The 15259-nt window shown below is 63.5% G+C and carries 16 protein-coding genes; 4 read left to right on the top strand and 12 right to left on the bottom strand.

Features of this window, described 5'->3' with window-relative positions:
- Positions 1-5: 5 nt before the first annotated feature.
- The 12 genes from nei to AWX27_RS15880 form a co-directional block, all read right to left on the bottom strand.
- Entirely contained in the window at positions 6-797 is a 792-nt protein-coding gene (nei, locus tag AWX27_RS15935) for an endonuclease VIII (protein ID WP_060423635.1), read from the bottom strand.
- Between the two features lie 53 nt (positions 798-850).
- Positions 851-1495 (bottom strand): pyroglutamyl-peptidase I, encoded by a 645-nt coding sequence (gene pcp, locus AWX27_RS15930; protein ID WP_060423632.1) that lies wholly within the window; start codon positions 1493-1495, stop codon positions 851-853.
- Between the two features lie 8 nt (positions 1496-1503).
- On the bottom strand, positions 1504-2523 hold the full coding sequence (locus AWX27_RS15925; protein WP_016928733.1) for a DUF979 domain-containing protein: 1020 nt from the start codon (positions 2521-2523) through the stop codon (positions 1504-1506).
- Positions 2520-3251, bottom strand: a complete 732-nt coding sequence (locus AWX27_RS15920) for a DUF969 domain-containing protein (protein WP_060423630.1) — start codon at positions 3249-3251, stop codon at positions 2520-2522. The genes AWX27_RS15925 and AWX27_RS15920 overlap by 4 nt, the downstream gene beginning before the upstream one ends.
- Before the next feature lie 62 nt (positions 3252-3313).
- The gene (pxpA, locus tag AWX27_RS15915; protein WP_060423628.1) at positions 3314-4054 is read right to left on the bottom strand and encodes a 5-oxoprolinase subunit PxpA; all 741 of its coding nucleotides are present in this window, start codon (positions 4052-4054) and stop codon (positions 3314-3316) included.
- Complete coding sequence (gene pxpC, locus AWX27_RS15910; RefSeq protein ID WP_060423625.1) at positions 4044-4976, bottom strand: 5-oxoprolinase subunit PxpC; 933 nt, start codon at positions 4974-4976, stop codon at positions 4044-4046. Before pxpC ends, pxpA begins: the two co-directional genes overlap by 11 nt.
- Positions 4970-5626, bottom strand: coding sequence for a 5-oxoprolinase subunit PxpB (gene pxpB, locus AWX27_RS15905; RefSeq protein ID WP_004939909.1), 657 nt, complete (start codon positions 5624-5626; stop codon positions 4970-4972). Before pxpB ends, pxpC begins: the two co-directional genes overlap by 7 nt.
- A 159-nt stretch (positions 5627-5785) precedes the next feature.
- On the bottom strand, positions 5786-6529 hold the full coding sequence (locus AWX27_RS15900; protein ID WP_025301873.1) for a type 2 GTP cyclohydrolase I: 744 nt from the start codon (positions 6527-6529) through the stop codon (positions 5786-5788).
- A gap of 18 nt (positions 6530-6547) precedes the next feature.
- On the bottom strand, positions 6548-7528 hold the full coding sequence (locus AWX27_RS15895) for an MBL fold metallo-hydrolase (RefSeq protein WP_048232933.1): 981 nt from the start codon (positions 7526-7528) through the stop codon (positions 6548-6550).
- A 22-nt stretch (positions 7529-7550) separates the two neighbouring features.
- Entirely contained in the window at positions 7551-8981 is a 1431-nt protein-coding gene (phrB, locus tag AWX27_RS15890; protein WP_060423622.1) for a deoxyribodipyrimidine photo-lyase, read from the bottom strand.
- A gap of 15 nt (positions 8982-8996) precedes the next feature.
- A complete protein-coding gene (locus AWX27_RS15885; protein ID WP_038877513.1) occupies positions 8997-9953 on the bottom strand; it encodes a YbgA family protein in 957 nt (318 codons plus the stop codon).
- Positions 9954-10094: 141 nt separating this feature from the next.
- On the bottom strand, positions 10095-10304 hold the full coding sequence (locus AWX27_RS15880) for a YbfA family protein (protein ID WP_004939916.1): 210 nt from the start codon (positions 10302-10304) through the stop codon (positions 10095-10097).
- A 441-nt stretch (positions 10305-10745) separates the two neighbouring features.
- On the opposite strand from AWX27_RS15880, the gene AWX27_RS15875 reads away from it, so the two are divergent.
- From AWX27_RS15875 to kdpC, 4 genes are read left to right on the top strand one after another with little or no spacing between them, the layout of a single operon-like run.
- Positions 10746-10835, top strand: coding sequence for a K(+)-transporting ATPase subunit F (locus AWX27_RS15875; RefSeq protein WP_016928742.1), 90 nt, complete (start codon positions 10746-10748; stop codon positions 10833-10835).
- Complete coding sequence (kdpA, locus tag AWX27_RS15870; RefSeq protein WP_060423618.1) at positions 10835-12523, top strand: potassium-transporting ATPase subunit KdpA; 1689 nt, start codon at positions 10835-10837, stop codon at positions 12521-12523. The genes AWX27_RS15875 and kdpA overlap by 1 nt, the downstream gene beginning before the upstream one ends.
- A gap of 26 nt (positions 12524-12549) precedes the next feature.
- Positions 12550-14619, top strand: coding sequence for a potassium-transporting ATPase subunit KdpB (gene kdpB / locus AWX27_RS15865; RefSeq protein WP_060423614.1), 2070 nt, complete (start codon positions 12550-12552; stop codon positions 14617-14619).
- An 18-nt stretch (positions 14620-14637) separates the two neighbouring features.
- Positions 14638-15207: a potassium-transporting ATPase subunit KdpC gene (gene kdpC / locus AWX27_RS15860; RefSeq protein WP_055311935.1), complete on the top strand. Its 570-nt coding sequence runs from the start codon at positions 14638-14640 to the stop codon at positions 15205-15207.
- Positions 15208-15259: the final 52 nt, after the last annotated feature.

The raw sequence follows: 15259 nt of genomic DNA, 5'->3' as shown, positions 1-15259 counted from the left end.
TTTGGTTATTTCTGGCAGCCCGGGCACCAATAAAACGGCCGCGACGACAGTTCGGTACGCACGATCATCCCACCGCAGCGTTCGCAGGGCTCGCCGCTGCGATGAAACACCTTGAAGCGAAACAGCGCGCCGTGATGCCGGTTGTCATCCGCCTGCCCGCGCGTCTGGTAGGAAAGGCGCGGCACTGCCAGCAATGCCTCCGCCAGGTGGCGCAGCGCCTCTGGCGTCAGATCCTGCGGTTTGTGCGGCGGCGCCAGTTCGGCCTGCCACAGGATTTCGGCGCGCAGATAATTGCCCAATCCGGCAAGAAACGCCTGGTCGAGCAGCATGCCCCCCAGCTGCCTGCGGCGAAAACGCGGCGTCAGCAACCGCTCCGCCACGTCGTCTACCGTCAGCGACATGTCCAACACGTCGGGGCCGATGCGTTGCAAAAACGGGTGTTGCTCTATTTCCTCGCGCGGCCCGACGGTAATGTCGGAAGCGCTGTAAAGCAATATCGCGCTGCGGGCGGTTTCCAGCCGCACCCGCAGATCGCGCTTGGTCTCCGGCGTCTCCCCTGCCGCCGCCACTTTCCACACGCCATACAGCTGGTTGTGGCTGTACATCGTCAGCCCATTGGAGAAATGGGTCAGCAGCGCCTTGCCACGCGGCTCGATGGCGACGATGCGCTCGCCGAGCAGACGCTGGCGATAGTGTTTCAGCTGGGGAAAAGCGAAATCGACGGCGGTCAGCGGCTGATCGATCACCGCCGCCGCCAGTTTGTCCGCCGCCCGGCGAATCTCCGGTCCTTCCGGCATAGACCACTCCTTGCGTAGACCCGGCGCAGCCCGATGCACCGGGGATGACATGATTAATGCGTCGCGCCGCCCACCACTTTCAGATCGTGCTCCACCTGCAAAGCGATGGAAACGGCCAGCTCCAATGCAAACAGCACCGTCGAGGCCGCCATGCTCGGCGCACCGGGGTGCGCCGCCGCCTGTTCCGGCAGGTACGGGATATGGATAAACCCGCCCTTGACCTCGCGCTGGCCGCTCAAACGGTGCAGCAGGCCATACATGACATGGTTGCACACGTAGGTGCCGGCGGTCTGCGAAACGGAGGCCGGAATGCCAGCCTCGCGCATCGAACTGACCATCGCTTTAATCGGCAAGGTGCTGAAATAGGCCGCCGGACCGCCGGCGACGATCGGCTCATCCACCGGTTGCTGCCCCTGATTGTCAGGGATACGCGCGTCGTCGACGTTGATCGCCACCCGTTCAATCGTGATGTCGGTGCGGCCGCCGGCCTGGCCGATAGCCAGCACCATCACCGGCTGCACCTCGTCGATCGCCGCATTGAGCGCGTCCAGCGCCGCGCCGAACACGCACGGCAGCTGGCGCGCCACGATGCGCGCACCGACCAGCTCCATATCATTGAGTTGCTTCACCACTTCCCAGGAGGGGTTGAGGCGCTCGCCGCCAAACGGCTCAAAGCCGGTAATCAATACTTTTTGCATCCTTACTCCTACAGGAACATCAGGAAATACAGCAGGAACACGTTAACCAACAGCAGCAGCACGCCGGTCGGCACCTGCGCCTTGATCACCGCATTCTTGTCCGGCAGCTCCAGCAGCGCCGCCGGCACGATGTTGAAGTTCGCCGCCATCGGCGTCATCAGGGTGCCGCAATAGCCGGAGAACATGCCGATCGCCGCCATCACCGCCGGGTTGCCGCCGTGCTGCAACACCAGGATCGGAATGCCGATGCCGGCGGTAACGATCGGGAAAGCGGCGAAGGCGTTGCCCATCACCATGGTCAGCACCGCCATACCGATAGCGTAGACTGCCACGGCGATAAAGCGGTTATCGACCGCCAGATACTCCTGGGTCAAATGCGAGATCGCGGTGCCGACGCCGGCGACGGTAAACAGCAGCCCCAGCGTGGCGAGGATCTGCGGCAAAATGAACGCCCAGCCGATCGAATCCAGCAGGCGCCGCGCTTCCTGTATCGGCTGCAGGGCCTTCTCATGGGTCATTTTCACCGCGATCGCCAGGCCAATCAGGCAGCCGACGGTCATCGAGAACAGGGTGATCAGCGTCGCGTGGTTACCGCTGCCGAACACCGCGCTTTGCAACGCCGGCACGTTGTTGAACAGCAGCACGCCGATCACCGTCACCACCGGGATCGCCAGGGCGGGGATAAACAGCTTGTTGCCCAGGCGCTTGGCGCTGGCCTCGCGTTCCTGCGGCGTCCGCTGGTGGTAGCTGCCGAGGCGCACACCGCCAAAGCCGGCAATCAGGGCCATCACCACCACCACCCCGCCAACGATGATGTGCAGCATGCGTTTTTCGTTGCTACCTTCGCCCAGTACGTCGCCCAGCAGGCGGTAAGTCCAGTCGCCGACCAGGAACACCAGGCCGTACAGCCCCCAAAACAGCCCGGTGGTGATGCGGCGCGGGTTGGCGCGATCGCGGAAGGACATCACCGCCACAATCAGCAGCACCGCGCCGGCCAGCCAGTAGAGATATTGTTGCTGGAAGTTCATCGTGCCTCCCCCTTCGCCTGCAGCGCCGCCTGATTCAGCTGCGCCAGCTCGGCGCTCAGCTGCTTATCCATCCGATACAGCCGGAACGCGTGGATCAGGAAAGCGAAAATCGCGGTCGGAATCCCCCACAGCGCGATATGCAGCGGCTCGGTCTGAATGCCGCCGGACTCCAGCATAAAGTTGTGCATGAAGATGATCGCGCCGAAGGCCACGAAGATATCCTCACCGAAGAACAGCCCGACGTTGTCGGTCGCGGCCGACATGGCGCGCAGACGGTGGCGCGTGCGCTCCGGCAGCTCGCCGTAGCGGTTTTCCGTTGCCCCTTCCGCCATCGGCGCCAGCAGCGGCCGCACCATCTGCGGATGCCCGCCCAGGCTGGTCAGCCCCATCGCTGCGGTAATCTCGCGCACGAACAGGTATACGATCAGCAAACGGCCGGCGGTGGCGCTTTTGATCTTGGCGATCCACGCCTGCGCCCGCTCTTTCAGCCCGTGGCGCTCCAGCAGGCCGATCACCGCCAGCGGCAGCAGCAGGATCAGCGGCAGGTTACGGGTGTTGAGAAAGCCCTCGCCGAGCTTTTCCAGAATGGCGTCCAGCGGCATCAGCGCCGCCAAACCGGTGATGATACCGGCGGCGATCACCACCAGCACCGGGTTGAAACGCAATACAAACCCGACCACGATGGCGGCGATGCCGATCAGTGGCCAGAGATTCACGGCCTGTTCCATAGTCTTCCCTCGATATTTTCTAATAGTTTTTTGCTTGTGATGTTGTGTCTTGCTTTATTGCTTTACTGCTCCGCGCTGACGCGGATGCCCTGCTGAACAAAACTGTCCCGCAGCTTGCGCGCATACGCCAGCGCATGCTCGCCGTCCCCATGCAGGCAGACGGTTTCCGCCTGAACGGCGGTCCAGACGCCATCCACGCTGCGCACCCGGTGATGGCGCACCATCTCCAGGGTTTGCGCCAGCGCCTGTTCGTCATCGTCGATCAACGCCCCCGGCAAACCGCGCGGCACCAGCGTGCCGTCGGCCTGATAGCCGCGATCGGCGAATACCTCCTGCCGGGTGGTCAGACCGAGTTGTTCCCCGGCGCGGATCAGCTCGCTGCCGGCCAGCCCCACCAGCCGCAGCGCCGGATCGACCGCCTGCACCGCCCGGGCGATCGCTTCCGCCAGCGCCGGCTCAACCGCCGCCTGGTTGTACAGCATGCCGTGCGGCTTAACGTGCACCATCACCCCGCCCTCGGCACGGGCGATGGCCGCCAGCGCCCCGAGCTGATACACCACCTGCGCGTAGACCGTTTCCGGCGGCAGCTGCATGCGGGTGCGGCCGAAGTTCTCCCGATCGGGAAAACTCGGGTGAGCGCCGATCGCCACGCCGTACTGCAATGCCCAGCGCACCGACTGACGCATGGTCTGCGCATCGCCGGCGTGAAAGCCGCAGGCGATGTTGGCCGAACTCACCAATTGCAACAGCGCCTGGTCGTTGGCGCAGCCTTCGCCGAGATCGGCGTTCAAATCAACGATCATGTAACCCCCAGGCAATCTGTCGAAGGAAGAGATCCTGCTCGGCTTTGGCGCGCTGCGCCTCCGTCAGTGAGCAGAGAACGAAGTGGATCGGTTCGCCGAGACGGATCTGCGCCAAGTGGTAGAGATCGGCCTCGATCACGCAGGCGATACGCGGGTAACCGCCGGTGGTTTGCGCATCGGCCATCAGCACGATCGGCTGGCCGTTGTGCGGCACCTGCACCACGCCGGGCAGCAGGCCGTGCGAAAGCATCTCGCGGTCGGTGGTGCGCGCCAGCGGCGTGCCGCCGTGCAGGCGGTAGCCCATGCGGTTGCTCTGCGGGCTGAGCTGCCAGGCGGTGCGCCAGAACGTGTCCTGCGCCTCTTCGCTGAATTCAGCGTACTCCGGCCCCGGCAGCGCGCGGATGCGGTTGGTGAACAGCAGTTGCTTCACGCCGCAGCGGTGTTGCGGCAGCGCGGTGGATTTACCCAGCGGCAGCCGATCGCCGTCCTTCAGATTACGGCCTTCGTGGCCGCCAAAGGCGGCTTTCATGTCGGTGCTGCACGAGCCCAGCATTTCCGGCACGGCAATGCCGCCCGAGATCGCCAGGTAGCTGCGCATGCCGCGTTTCGGCGTGCCCAGCGCCAGCCGCTGCCCCTTTTTCACCGGGTAGCGCCAGCCGGTCCACAGCGGCTTGCCGTCCAGCTGCGCGTCGCAGCCGGCGCCGGTCAGGGCGATCCAGCCAGGGCGGGTAAACTCGGCGCTGAACTGGCCGAGGGTGATCTCCAGCCCGGCGGCCTCAGGCGCATTGCCCACCAGCAGGTTGGCGATCTTCAACGCCGGTTGATCCAGCGCCCCGCCGGTGCTGATGCCCAGGCGGCGGAATCCCTCGCGGCCCAAATCCTGCACCGTGGTATAGATGCCGGCACGCAGAATAATCAGCATACGCCCTCCTTCTGCGGCACGAAGCGCACGTTATCGCCCGGGCGCAGCAGCGTCGGCGGCATTTCATGCGGATTGAACAGCGCCAGCGGCGTGCGGCCGATCAGCTGCCAGCCGCCGGGCGTCACCAGCGGATAGATGCCGGTCTGGCCGCCGCCGATGCCGACGGAACCGGCCGCCACCGCCAGACGCGGCTCAGCGCGGCGCGGCGTCGCCAGTTGTTCCGGCATGCCGCCCAAATAGGAGAAACCCGGCTGAAAGCCGAGGAAATAGACCACGTAGGCCGCCGCCGCGTGGCATTCCACCACCTGCCGCGGCGTCATGCCGGTATGGCGCGCCACTTCATCCAGATCGGGGCCTTGCTCCCCGCCGTAGACCACCGGAATATCCACCTGGCGCGATTCCGGCGTCAGGCTCTCTTTGCTTTCCCAACCTTGCTGCAGCAATGCGAGCATCGCTTCGGCGTCGGCCTGCGGCGTATGCAGCAACAGCGTCAGGTTATTCATCCCCGGCACCACTTCCCGCACGTCGGGGTGGTGATTCAGCTTTTCCGCCAGCGCCCAGATGCGCTGCTGGCTCGGTAAGGTCACCGGCGGCGACAGTTCAAGCACTACCGCTCTTTCACCCAACAGGTAATAACGTGCTTGTTGCACCCTTATTCTCCTTATTATTATCGCGATGAAAAACACACCAGTTATGCGTGACGCGGCCCCGGCTGTCAATAGAACGCAACCATAAGGAAAATAAGGAAATAGCGCGGTAAAAGGATTCAGCCGGCGCACAGGCCGGGCTGGATCCGGGGAAGAAAAAAATCAGGCGGGATTCGGGATATCGATAAAGGTCACATCAAAGCCGTGGTGCTGCGCCAGCCAGTCGCCCAACGCCTTCACGCCGCCGCGCTCGGTGGCGTGGTGGCCGGCGGCGAAGAAATGCACGCCCATTTCGCGCGCGCTGTGAATGGTCTGCTCAGACACTTCACCGCTGATGAACGCATCGACGCCGAAGCGCGCCGCGCTGTCGATAAAGCCCTGGCCGCCACCGGTGCACCAGGCCACCCGGCGAATGTGCTCAGGCGCGTTATCGCCGCAGTGCAGCACCGCACGCCCCAGCCGGCTTTCGATACGCTGCTGCAGCGCTTCGCCGGTCAGCGGCTGTTCAAATTCGCCGTGCGGCACCAGCGGCTCGACGTCGCCAATCACCCGAATGCCCAGCGCCTGCGCCAGCTGCGCATTGTTGCCCAGCACCGGATGCGCGTCCAGCGGCAGGTGGTAGCCGTACAGGTTGATGTCGTGGGTCAGCAGCGTTTTCAGGCGGTTGCGCTTCATGCCGCGCACCGCCGGCGCCTCGTTTTTCCAGAAATAGCCGTGGTGCACGATAATCGCGTCGGCCTGATGCGCCACCGCAGCGTCCAGCAGCGCCTGACAGGCGGTGACGCCGGTCACGATGCGCTGCACGTGCGGGCGGCCTTCTACCTGCAATCCGTTGGGGGCGTAGTCCTGAAACGCCGCGGCGTTCAGTTCCGTGTTGATCAGTTGTTCCAGATCGAGGTTACGCATTCTCTTCTCTCTTCATAGTCAAAATGTCTGCCGGTCGCCCTGCGCCATCAGGATAAATTTCACGCCCAGATCGTTGCCCTGCGCCAGCTGTTGCGCAATGGCGGCGCGCGTGTCTTCGCCCTGCTTCAGGCTGGGCTTGATGTGGCTGATCACCACCGGCAAACCGTTCAGCGAGCCATCGCCGCCGCTGTACTGTGTCAGGTTCTTCAGCTCCTTCAGCAGCCAGGCCGGCGTCAAATGGCCGTACAGATGTTTATCCTCCACCCCGTTAGGGTAAGAGGTTTCGATAATCATGCCCTTGAGCTTCTTCTGCTCGACAAGCGGCCCCAGCGCGCGCCAGACGGTATCGAGATCGCGCGACTGCTCGACCTTATCCGGCCCGGTATCGCCGAAGTAGGCGAAGAACTCGCTGCCGTTGGAAATCAGCAGCATCGACGACGGATAGCGATCGTGGCTGAGCGGGTACATCACGCCGGTCAATCCGGTCAGGCCGAGGGTAAACCGCTGCTGCGGCCGCACCGTTTGCAGCCGGTAGGTGCCCAGCCGCGAGCCGTTGCCGGCGTCGGTGAAGTTCGGCCACGCCTTCCAGTTGAAGTAGTGATTACGCAGGGTCAGTACGGTGTCCGCCTGGGCGTAAACGGTTTTTTTATTGTCCTCGGGTGAGCCGACGATCAGCCCCGCCACGTGGTCCAGGTGGCCGTGGCTGATAAAGTAGCTGCCGATCAACTGCCGGAACACATAGCCCTGTGGCGTGTAAGGCGCGGCCAGCTCGGGCGTCACCTGCGGGAAGCTGCCCTTCTCCAGCCCTTTGGCGATGCCCGGCAGCAGCGAACCGGCGTCCAGCGCCACATACCGCGGCTGATTGTCGCTGCGGATCAGGTAGGAGGTCAGATTGCCGTCGCTGACGCCGCCGTCGACGCCGAGCGCCACCACGTCAAAGCCGGCGATCGCCAGCGCCGAATAGCCGCTCAGGCACAGGGCCAGCACCTTTTTCATCATTGCATCGCTCCTTGCAGTTGCCTCAAGACTCTCCCCGTTTTGCCGCCTCGAACGCCGCCAGCGTCTCCAGCCGGGCTTGCTTATGGTCGACGATCGGCAGCGGGTAGTTCAGCGTGCATCGCTGCTTTTCCGCCCAGCGATGGGGGTGATGGATGTCATTGTCGGGCACATCCGCCAGTTCCGGCAACCATTTACGGATAAAAGTGCCTTGTGGATCAAAACGTTCACCCTGAGTCGTCGGATTGAAGATGCGGAAATACGGCGCGGCGTCGGTGCCGGTGGAGGCCGCCCACTGCCAGCCACCATTGTTGGCCGCCAGATCCCCATCCAGCAGTTGCGACATGAAATAGCGCTCCCCGGTGCGCCAGTCGATCAGCAGATCCTTCACCAGAAAACTGGCGCTGATCATGCGCAGCCGGTTGTGCATCCAGCCGGTGGCGTTCAGCTGGCGCATGGCGGCATCGACGATCGGGTAGCCGGTCTCGCCCCGCTGCCAAGCCTGCAGCTTCGCCTTGTCATCGCACCAGCGCACCTTGTCCGTCCAGGCAATAAACGGCCGATGGCGGCACAGATCGGGATAGGCCACCAGCAGATGGCGATAGAACTCGCGCCAAATCAGCTCGTTGAGCCAGGCGAAGGCACCGCTTTCGCGATCTTCCAGCAGCTGCGGGCATTCGGCGCGCAGGCGGTTGAAGCACTGGCGCGGCGACAGCACGCCGATCGCCAGATAGGGCGACAGGCTACTGGTGCCGGCGAGGGCCGGCAGATCGCGCTGCCGGAGGTAATCCTGCACCTGCTCGCGGCAAAAGGCGCGCAGCCGCTGCAACGCGGCCTCCTCACCAACGGGATAGCCATCCCCGATGTCTGCCGTGGGATAATCAAACGCCGCCGGCGCCTCAGGCATGGGTAATGCACCGCCGGCGCGGATCTTCGGCGCCGGCAGGCAACTCACGTCGGACTCGGTCAGGCGCTGAAGAAAGGCGTTGCGAAACGGCGTATAGACCTTGTACATCTCTCCGCCGCCGGTGAGCACGCTGCCCGGCGGCAACAGCAGGCTGTCATCGAAACCGTAGCACCTCACCCGGCCACTCAACCGCTGCTCCAGCCGCGCATCGCGCCGCCGTTCGTTCAGTTCGTACTGGCGATTGTAAAACAACGCATCCACCTGCTCCCGCTCGCAATAGTCCGCCAGCCAGTCAATCGACGCGGCAAAGTCCTCACAGGCATGGCAATGCAGCGCAATGCCCTTGTGCGCCAGCGCCTGCTGCACCGCCTGCAGGCTGGCGTGGATCAGCGCCGCCTGCCGCGGCGCCATCTCATGTTGCCGCCACTGCTGCGGCGTGGCGATAAACACCGCCAGCACCCGGGCTTCGGGATCGCTGCAGGCGGCGTGCAGCGCGTTGTTGTCGGTGATACGTAGATCGTTACGCAACCAGACCAGATGCGTGGTCATAAAACTCCTTGTCAATCAATGGCCGTAACGCAAACGCAGCGCCTCCGGATAAGGTTCGAAATAGCGTTGTTCCGCCAGATAGCGATCGGGGTATTCCGCCATGTAATGCTTGAGCAGCGCAATCGGTGCCAACAGCGGCTGCATGCCCTGCCGGTAGCGGTCGATCAGGTGTGCCAGCTCCTGGCGCTGCGCCGTACTGAGCTGACGGCGGAAATAGCCCTGCACGTGCATCAACACATTGGTGTGGTTGCGGCGCGTTGCCTTGTGCGCCAACAGCGCCATCAGGCGGCTGCGGTATTCCACGGCGAAGGCCTCCAGCGAGTCCCAGCGGTGAATATCGGCGACGAAGCGCCCCAGCTCCCGATACGCCGGCTGCGAATGCGCCAGCAGCGACAGCTTATAGCGGCTGTGAAACGCGATCAGCCCGCCGCGGGTCAGCCCCTGACGCCACAGCATGTTCAGCTCGTACAGCGCATACACCCGTTCAATGAAGTTTTCCCGCAGTGCCGCGTCCTGCAATCGTCCATCCTCTTCGACCGGCAGCCACGGCATCTGGCGCAGCAGTTCGGCGGTAAACAGACCGACGCCGTTTTTACGCGAATCCTTGCCGTTTTCGCTGTAGACCCGCACCCGCTCCAGGCCGCAGCTCGGTGACTTGGCGCAGACGATGTACCCGCAAAGATGTTGCAAGGCCGCCACGCGCTGCGCGGAGAAGCCGCGCATCTCCTCGGTCAGATCCACGCCGGCGTCGTTGCTGTAGCGCATCGCCGGCCACGGCTGCGCCTGCTTCACCAGGCGCAGCGCCGGGCGCGGCGTGGGCAGGCCGATCGCCATTTCCGGGCAAACGGGCTCAAAGCGCACATAGGGCGCCAACTGTTCCACCGCAAAGGCCAGCCGCTTGTGGCCGCCGTCGAAACGCACCGCTTCGCCCAGTAAACAGGCGCTGATACCGATAGGGATCTTGTCGCTCATACCGCTCTCCCGTGTTGTTGGCCGATGAGGAAAGTGTAGAAGAATGGCTTGCCGAATACGACCTTGCGCTTGATAGAGGCGGCTATAGGCATAAAAAAACCCCCGCCGCAGGGCGAGGGTTTTTCGTGAATCGACAGTGGCTCAGTAGAAATCGCAGGACGCCAATTCCGCCTGCTGCAGCCAGACCGGCTTATCGCTGGTTTTTGACCAGACGCGGTGCAGGTAGCTGTAAAAACGCCCGCGGTCGCTGCGGAACAGCATCACCGGCAGGGCCAAAATGCCCGCGATAACCACTGCGCTGCGGCGCAGGAGAATCCGATGCAATGAATAAGCGTGATAGGTAGTAGACATGCGAACCTCCTTAAAAACGCCTGCCGTTGATTTGTCAGGGAAAACGGCGTCGGCGTATCAAATGAACAATCGGTAATTTGGTAACTGAGCAAAATTTTAGCGCACTTGATGAAAGTTTACTACTCATCCGACCACTAAATCGCACAAAAAATCGCTAATCGCCGCAGCGATCCGTAATTTTGTTACAGCCAGGTTAATTTTTAACTTACCCCTGGTTACATTGTGGTTATTATCCGGGTTATTATTTCCCGCTTACGCCCGTTCTCCCTCCCCCATCAGGGGCAATCTCGCCACCGGCCTGATGGTTGAAATGCTGAATTTCCGCTGCAATTTCAGCCATTTTTATACTTTTTTTACACCCACCCGCGCGATTTTTTCATCTTCTTTCTACCCCTCTCCCTACACTGCCTCTATCAAAAACAACACCTCTGGAGGTGTCCCGTGAGTTTCAGCGTTATTGGTGGTGCGCTGTTGGTTCTGCTGCTGTTGGCCTATTTGGTCTACGCCCTGTTTAACGCGGAGGATTTCTGATGGCGGCTTCAGCCTTTTTACTGATCGCCAGCTTCCTGCTGGTGCTTCTGCTGCTAGCCCGGCCGCTGGGCGGCTTTATGGCGCGCCTGATCGAAGGTGAGCCGTTGCCTGCGCTGCGCGGGGTAGAAGCCGGCGTCTGGCGCGCCTGCGGCATCCGCGCCACCGAGATGAACTGGTGGCAGTACGCGCTGGCGATCCTGGCGTTCAACCTGCTCGGCCTGGCGCTGTTGTTCGCCCTGCTGATGACGCAGGGCTCGCTGCCGCTCAACCCGCAAGGCTTCCCGGGCCTCTCCTGGGATCTGGCGCTCAACACCGCCGTCAGCTTCGTCACCAACACCAACTGGCAGGCCTACAGCGGCGAAAGCGCCCTCAGCTATTTCAGCCAGATGGCCGGGCTGGCGGTGCAGAACTTCGTCTCCGCCTCCACCGGCATCGCCGTGGCCTTTGCGCTGATCCGTGCCTTTACCCGCCGCGCCGGCAAGACCGTCGGCAACGCCTGGGCCGATCTGTTCCGCATCACGCTGTATGTGCTGCTGCCGATCGCGCTGCTGATCGCCCTGTTCTTCGTCAGCCAGGGCACGCTGCAAAACCTCCTGCCTTACCTGCACGTCACCACGCTCGAAGGCGCGCAGCAGACGCTGCCGATGGGGCCGGTGGCCTCGCAGGAAGCGATCAAGATGCTCGGCACCAACGGCGGCGGCTTCTTCGGCGCCAACTCGGCGCACCCGTTCGAGAACCCAACCGTGCTGACCAACTTCGTCCAGATGCTGGCCATCTTCCTGATCCCCTGCGCGCTGTGCTTCTCCTTCGGCCAGTTGGCCGGTGAAAACCGCCAGGGCCATGCGCTGATCTGGGCAATGGCGCTGATCTTCGTGGTAGCTGTGGTGGTGGTGATGTACGCCGAACTGGCAGGCAACCCGCACCTGAGCGCGCTGGGCGCCGACAGCAACATCAATATGGAAGGCAAAGAGTCGCGCTTCGGCATTCTTGCCACCAGCCTGTTCTCGGTGGTGACCACCGCCGCGTCCTGCGGGGCGGTTAACGCCATGCACGACTCCTTCACCGCGCTGGGTGGCATGGTGCCGATGTGGCTGATGCAGATCGGTGAGGTGGTGTTCGGCGGCGTCGGCTCCGGCCTGTACGGCATGCTGCTGTTCGTGCTGCTGACGGTGTTTATCGCCGGTCTGATGATCGGCCGCACCCCGGAATATCTGGGCAAGAAAATCGACGTTTACGACATGAAGATGACCGCGCTGGCGATCCTGGTCACGCCGACGCTGGTGTTGCTGGGCAGCGCGCTGGCCATCGGCACCGACGCGGGCCGCGCCGGCATCCTCAACCCGGGCGCCCACGGCTTCAGCGAAGTGCTGTACGCCCTGTCCTCCGCCGCCAACAACAACGGCAGCGCCTTCGCCGGGTTGAGCGTCAATACGCCGTTCTACAACCTGCTGTTGGCCTTCGCCATGTTTGTCGGCCGCTTCGGGGTGATCCTGCCGGTGCTGGCGATCGCCGGTTCGCTGAGCGCCAAACAACGCCAGCCGGCGGGCAACGGCACCCTGCCGACCTATGGGCCGCTGTTTATCGGCCTGCTGATCGGCACCGTGCTGCTGGTGGGCGCGCTGACCTTCGTGCCGGCGCTGGCGCTGGGCCCGGTGGCCGAGCATTTGCAGCTTTGGTTGGCAAACTAACAGACGTCACAGAGAGAGAATAAGAGATGACTCGCAAACAACGCGCGCTGTTTGAACCGGCCCTGGTGCGCACCGCGCTGATCGATGCGGTGAAAAAACTGGACCCTCGCGTTCAATGGCGCAACCCGGTGATGTTCGTGGTGTATATCGGCAGCATTCTGACCACCGCCATCTGGCTGGCGATCCTCACCGGCCAAACCGACGGCGCCGCCGCCTTTACCGGCAGCGTCGCCCTGTGGCTGTGGTTCACCGTGCTGTTCGCCAACTTCGCTGAAGCGCTGGCCGAAGGGCGTAGCAAGGCCCAGGCGGAAAGCCTGAAGGGCACCAAGAAAACCAGCTGGGCGAAAAAACTGGCCGGCCCGCGCCGCGACGGCGCCACGGAGAAAGTGGCCGCCGACAGCCTGCGCAAGGGCGATATCGTGCTGGTGGAAGCCGGCGACATCATCCCGTGCGACGGCGAAGTGCTGGAAGGCGGCGCCTCGGTAGATGAAAGCGCCATCACCGGTGAATCCGCGCCGGTGATCCGCGAGTCCGGCGGCGACTTCTCCTCGGTCACCGGCGGCACCCGCGTGCTGTCCGACTGGCTGGTGGTGCAGTGCAGCGTCAACCCGGGGGAAACCTTCCTCGATCGCATGATCGCCATGGTGGAAGGCGCCAAACGCCGCAAAACGCCGAACGAGATCGCACTGACTATCCTGCTGGTGGCGCTGACCATCGTGTTCGTCCTGGCCACCGCCACCCTGTTCCCGTTCTCGCAATACAGCGTGGAAGCGGCCGGCAGCGGCAGCGTGGTCACCATCACCGTGCTGGTCGCGCTGCTGGTCTGTCTGATCCCCACCACCATCGGTGGCCTGCTGTCCGCCATCGGCGTGGCCGGGATGAGCCGCATGCTCGGCGCCAACGTGATCGCCACCAGCGGCCGCGCGGTGGAAGCCGCCGGCGACGTGGACGTGCTGCTGCTGGATAAAACCGGCACCATCACGCTGGGCAACCGCCAGGCTTCGGAGTTCCTGCCGGCACCGGGCGTGAAAGAGCAAGAGCTGGCGGATGCCGCGCAGCTGGCCTCACTGGCGGACGAAACGCCGGAAGGCCGCAGCATCGTGGTGTTGGCCAAACAGCGATTCAACCTGCGCGAACGCGATCTGCAGGCGCTGAACGCCACCTTCGTGCCCTTCTCCGCCCAGACCCGCATGAGCGGCGTCAACGTGCAGGAGCGCATGATCCGCAAAGGCGCAGTGGATGCCATTCGCCGTCACGTCGAATCCAATCAGGGGCACTTCCCGCGGGCGGTGGACGATCTGGTGGAAAGCGTGGCGCGCACCGGCGGTACACCGCTGGTGGTGGCGGAAGGCGCCCGGGTGCTGGGCGTGGTGGCGCTGAAGGATATCGTCAAGGGCGGCATCAAGGAACGCTTCAATGAGCTGCGCAAGATGGGCATCAAAACGGTGATGATCACCGGCGATAACCCGCTGACCGCGGCGGCGATCGCCGCCGAAGCCGGGGTGGACGACTTCCTGTCGGAAGCCACGCCGGAAGCCAAGCTGGCGCTGATCCGCCAGTACCAAGCGGAAGGCCGCCTGGTGGCGATGACCGGCGACGGCACCAACGACGCCCCGGCGCTGGCGCAGGCCGATGTGGCGGTGGCGATGAACTCCGGCACCCAGGCCGCCAAAGAGGCGGGCAACATGGTCGATCTGGATTCCAACCCGACCAAGCTGATCGAAGTGGTGCACATCGGCAAACAGATGCTGATGACGCGCGGCTCGCTGACCACCTTCAGCATCGCCAACGACGTGGCCAAATACTTCGCCATCATTCCGGCGGCCTTCGCGGCCACCTATCCACAGCTGAACGCACTGAACGTGATGCATCTGCATTCCCCGGCCTCCGCCATCATGTCGGCGGTGATCTTCAACGCCCTGGTGATCGTGTTCCTGATCCCGCTGGCGCTGAAAGGGGTGAGCTACAAACCGATGAGCGCCGCGGCCCTGCTGCGCCGCAACCTGTGGCTGTACGGGGTCGGCGGCCTGCTGGTGCCGTTCGTCGGCATCAAACTGATCGACCTGATCCTGGTCGCGCTGCACGTCGCCGGTTAACCATTGAGGGAAATGAACATGACTTATTTACGACCTGCGCTGGTGATGCTGATCCTGCTGACGCTGATCACCGGCATCGCCTATCCGCTGCTGACCACCGGGCTGGCGCAGCTGCTGTTTCCGGGTGCGGCCAACGGTTCGCTGCTGTACCGGGGCGACAAGGCGGTCGGCTCCGCGCTGATCGGCCAGAACTTCACGCGCGCCGACTATTTCTGGGGCCGCCCATCGGCCACCGGCGATTCGGCCTATAATCCACTGGCCTCTGCCGGCAGCAACCTGGCGGCCACCAACCCGGCACTGGATAAGGCTATCGCCGAGCGCGCAGCGCAGCTGCGCCAGGCCAACCCTGCGATGAGCGGCCCGATCCCGGTCGATCTGCTGACCGCCTCCGGCAGCGGGTTGGATCCGCAAATCTCGATCGCCGCCGCACAGTATCAGCTGGCACGGGTCGCGGCGGCACGGCATCTGCCGCCGGAACAGATCGCCAAACTGATCGAAGACAACACCGATCGGGCCACGCCCAACTTCATGGGGGAATCGGTGGTGAACGTACTGAAGCTGAACCTGGCGCTGGATGCGTTGAAGTAACGCGCCGTATTCAGCATAGTGATAGGGTTCGGCATGCCGAACCCCTTTTTGC

The organism is Serratia sp. 2880STDY5682894 (genome assembly GCF_001537385.1).
GTDB lineage: Bacteria > Pseudomonadota > Gammaproteobacteria > Enterobacterales > Enterobacteriaceae > Serratia > Serratia nevei.
Note: the sequence above shows the minus strand (reverse complement) of the source record. Positions and strands in the feature narration are given on the sequence as shown.

What these genes read in the sequence shown, in the direction of transcription:
- nei (WP_060423635.1), bottom strand. Translation starts at nt 797, where the DNA reads ATGCCGGAAGGACCGGAGATTCGCCGGGCGGCGGACAAACTGGCGGCG.
- pcp (WP_060423632.1), bottom strand. Translation starts at nt 1,495, where the DNA reads ATGCAAAAAGTATTGATTACCGGCTTTGAGCCGTTTGGCGGCGAGCGC.
- AWX27_RS15925 (WP_016928733.1), bottom strand. Translation starts at nt 2,523, where the DNA reads ATGAACTTCCAGCAACAATATCTCTACTGGCTGGCCGGCGCGGTGCTG.
- AWX27_RS15920 (WP_060423630.1), bottom strand. Translation starts at nt 3,251, where the DNA reads ATGGAACAGGCCGTGAATCTCTGGCCACTGATCGGCATCGCCGCCATC.
- pxpA (WP_060423628.1), bottom strand. Translation starts at nt 4,054, where the DNA reads ATGATCGTTGATTTGAACGCCGATCTCGGCGAAGGCTGCGCCAACGAC.
- pxpC (WP_060423625.1), bottom strand. Translation starts at nt 4,976, where the DNA reads ATGCTGATTATTCTGCGTGCCGGCATCTATACCACGGTGCAGGATTTG.
- AWX27_RS15900 (WP_025301873.1), bottom strand. Translation starts at nt 6,529, where the DNA reads ATGCGTAACCTCGATCTGGAACAACTGATCAACACGGAACTGAACGCC.
- AWX27_RS15895 (WP_048232933.1), bottom strand. Translation starts at nt 7,528, where the DNA reads ATGATGAAAAAGGTGCTGGCCCTGTGCCTGAGCGGCTATTCGGCGCTG.
- phrB (WP_060423622.1), bottom strand. Translation starts at nt 8,981, where the DNA reads ATGACCACGCATCTGGTCTGGTTGCGTAACGATCTACGTATCACCGAC.
- AWX27_RS15885 (WP_038877513.1), bottom strand. Translation starts at nt 9,953, where the DNA reads ATGAGCGACAAGATCCCTATCGGTATCAGCGCCTGTTTACTGGGCGAA.
- AWX27_RS15880 (WP_004939916.1), bottom strand. Translation starts at nt 10,304, where the DNA reads ATGTCTACTACCTATCACGCTTATTCATTGCATCGGATTCTCCTGCGC.
- kdpA (WP_060423618.1), top strand. Translation starts at nt 10,835, where the DNA reads ATGGCGGCTTCAGCCTTTTTACTGATCGCCAGCTTCCTGCTGGTGCTT.
- kdpB (WP_060423614.1), top strand. Translation starts at nt 12,550, where the DNA reads ATGACTCGCAAACAACGCGCGCTGTTTGAACCGGCCCTGGTGCGCACC.
- kdpC (WP_055311935.1), top strand. Translation starts at nt 14,638, where the DNA reads ATGACTTATTTACGACCTGCGCTGGTGATGCTGATCCTGCTGACGCTG.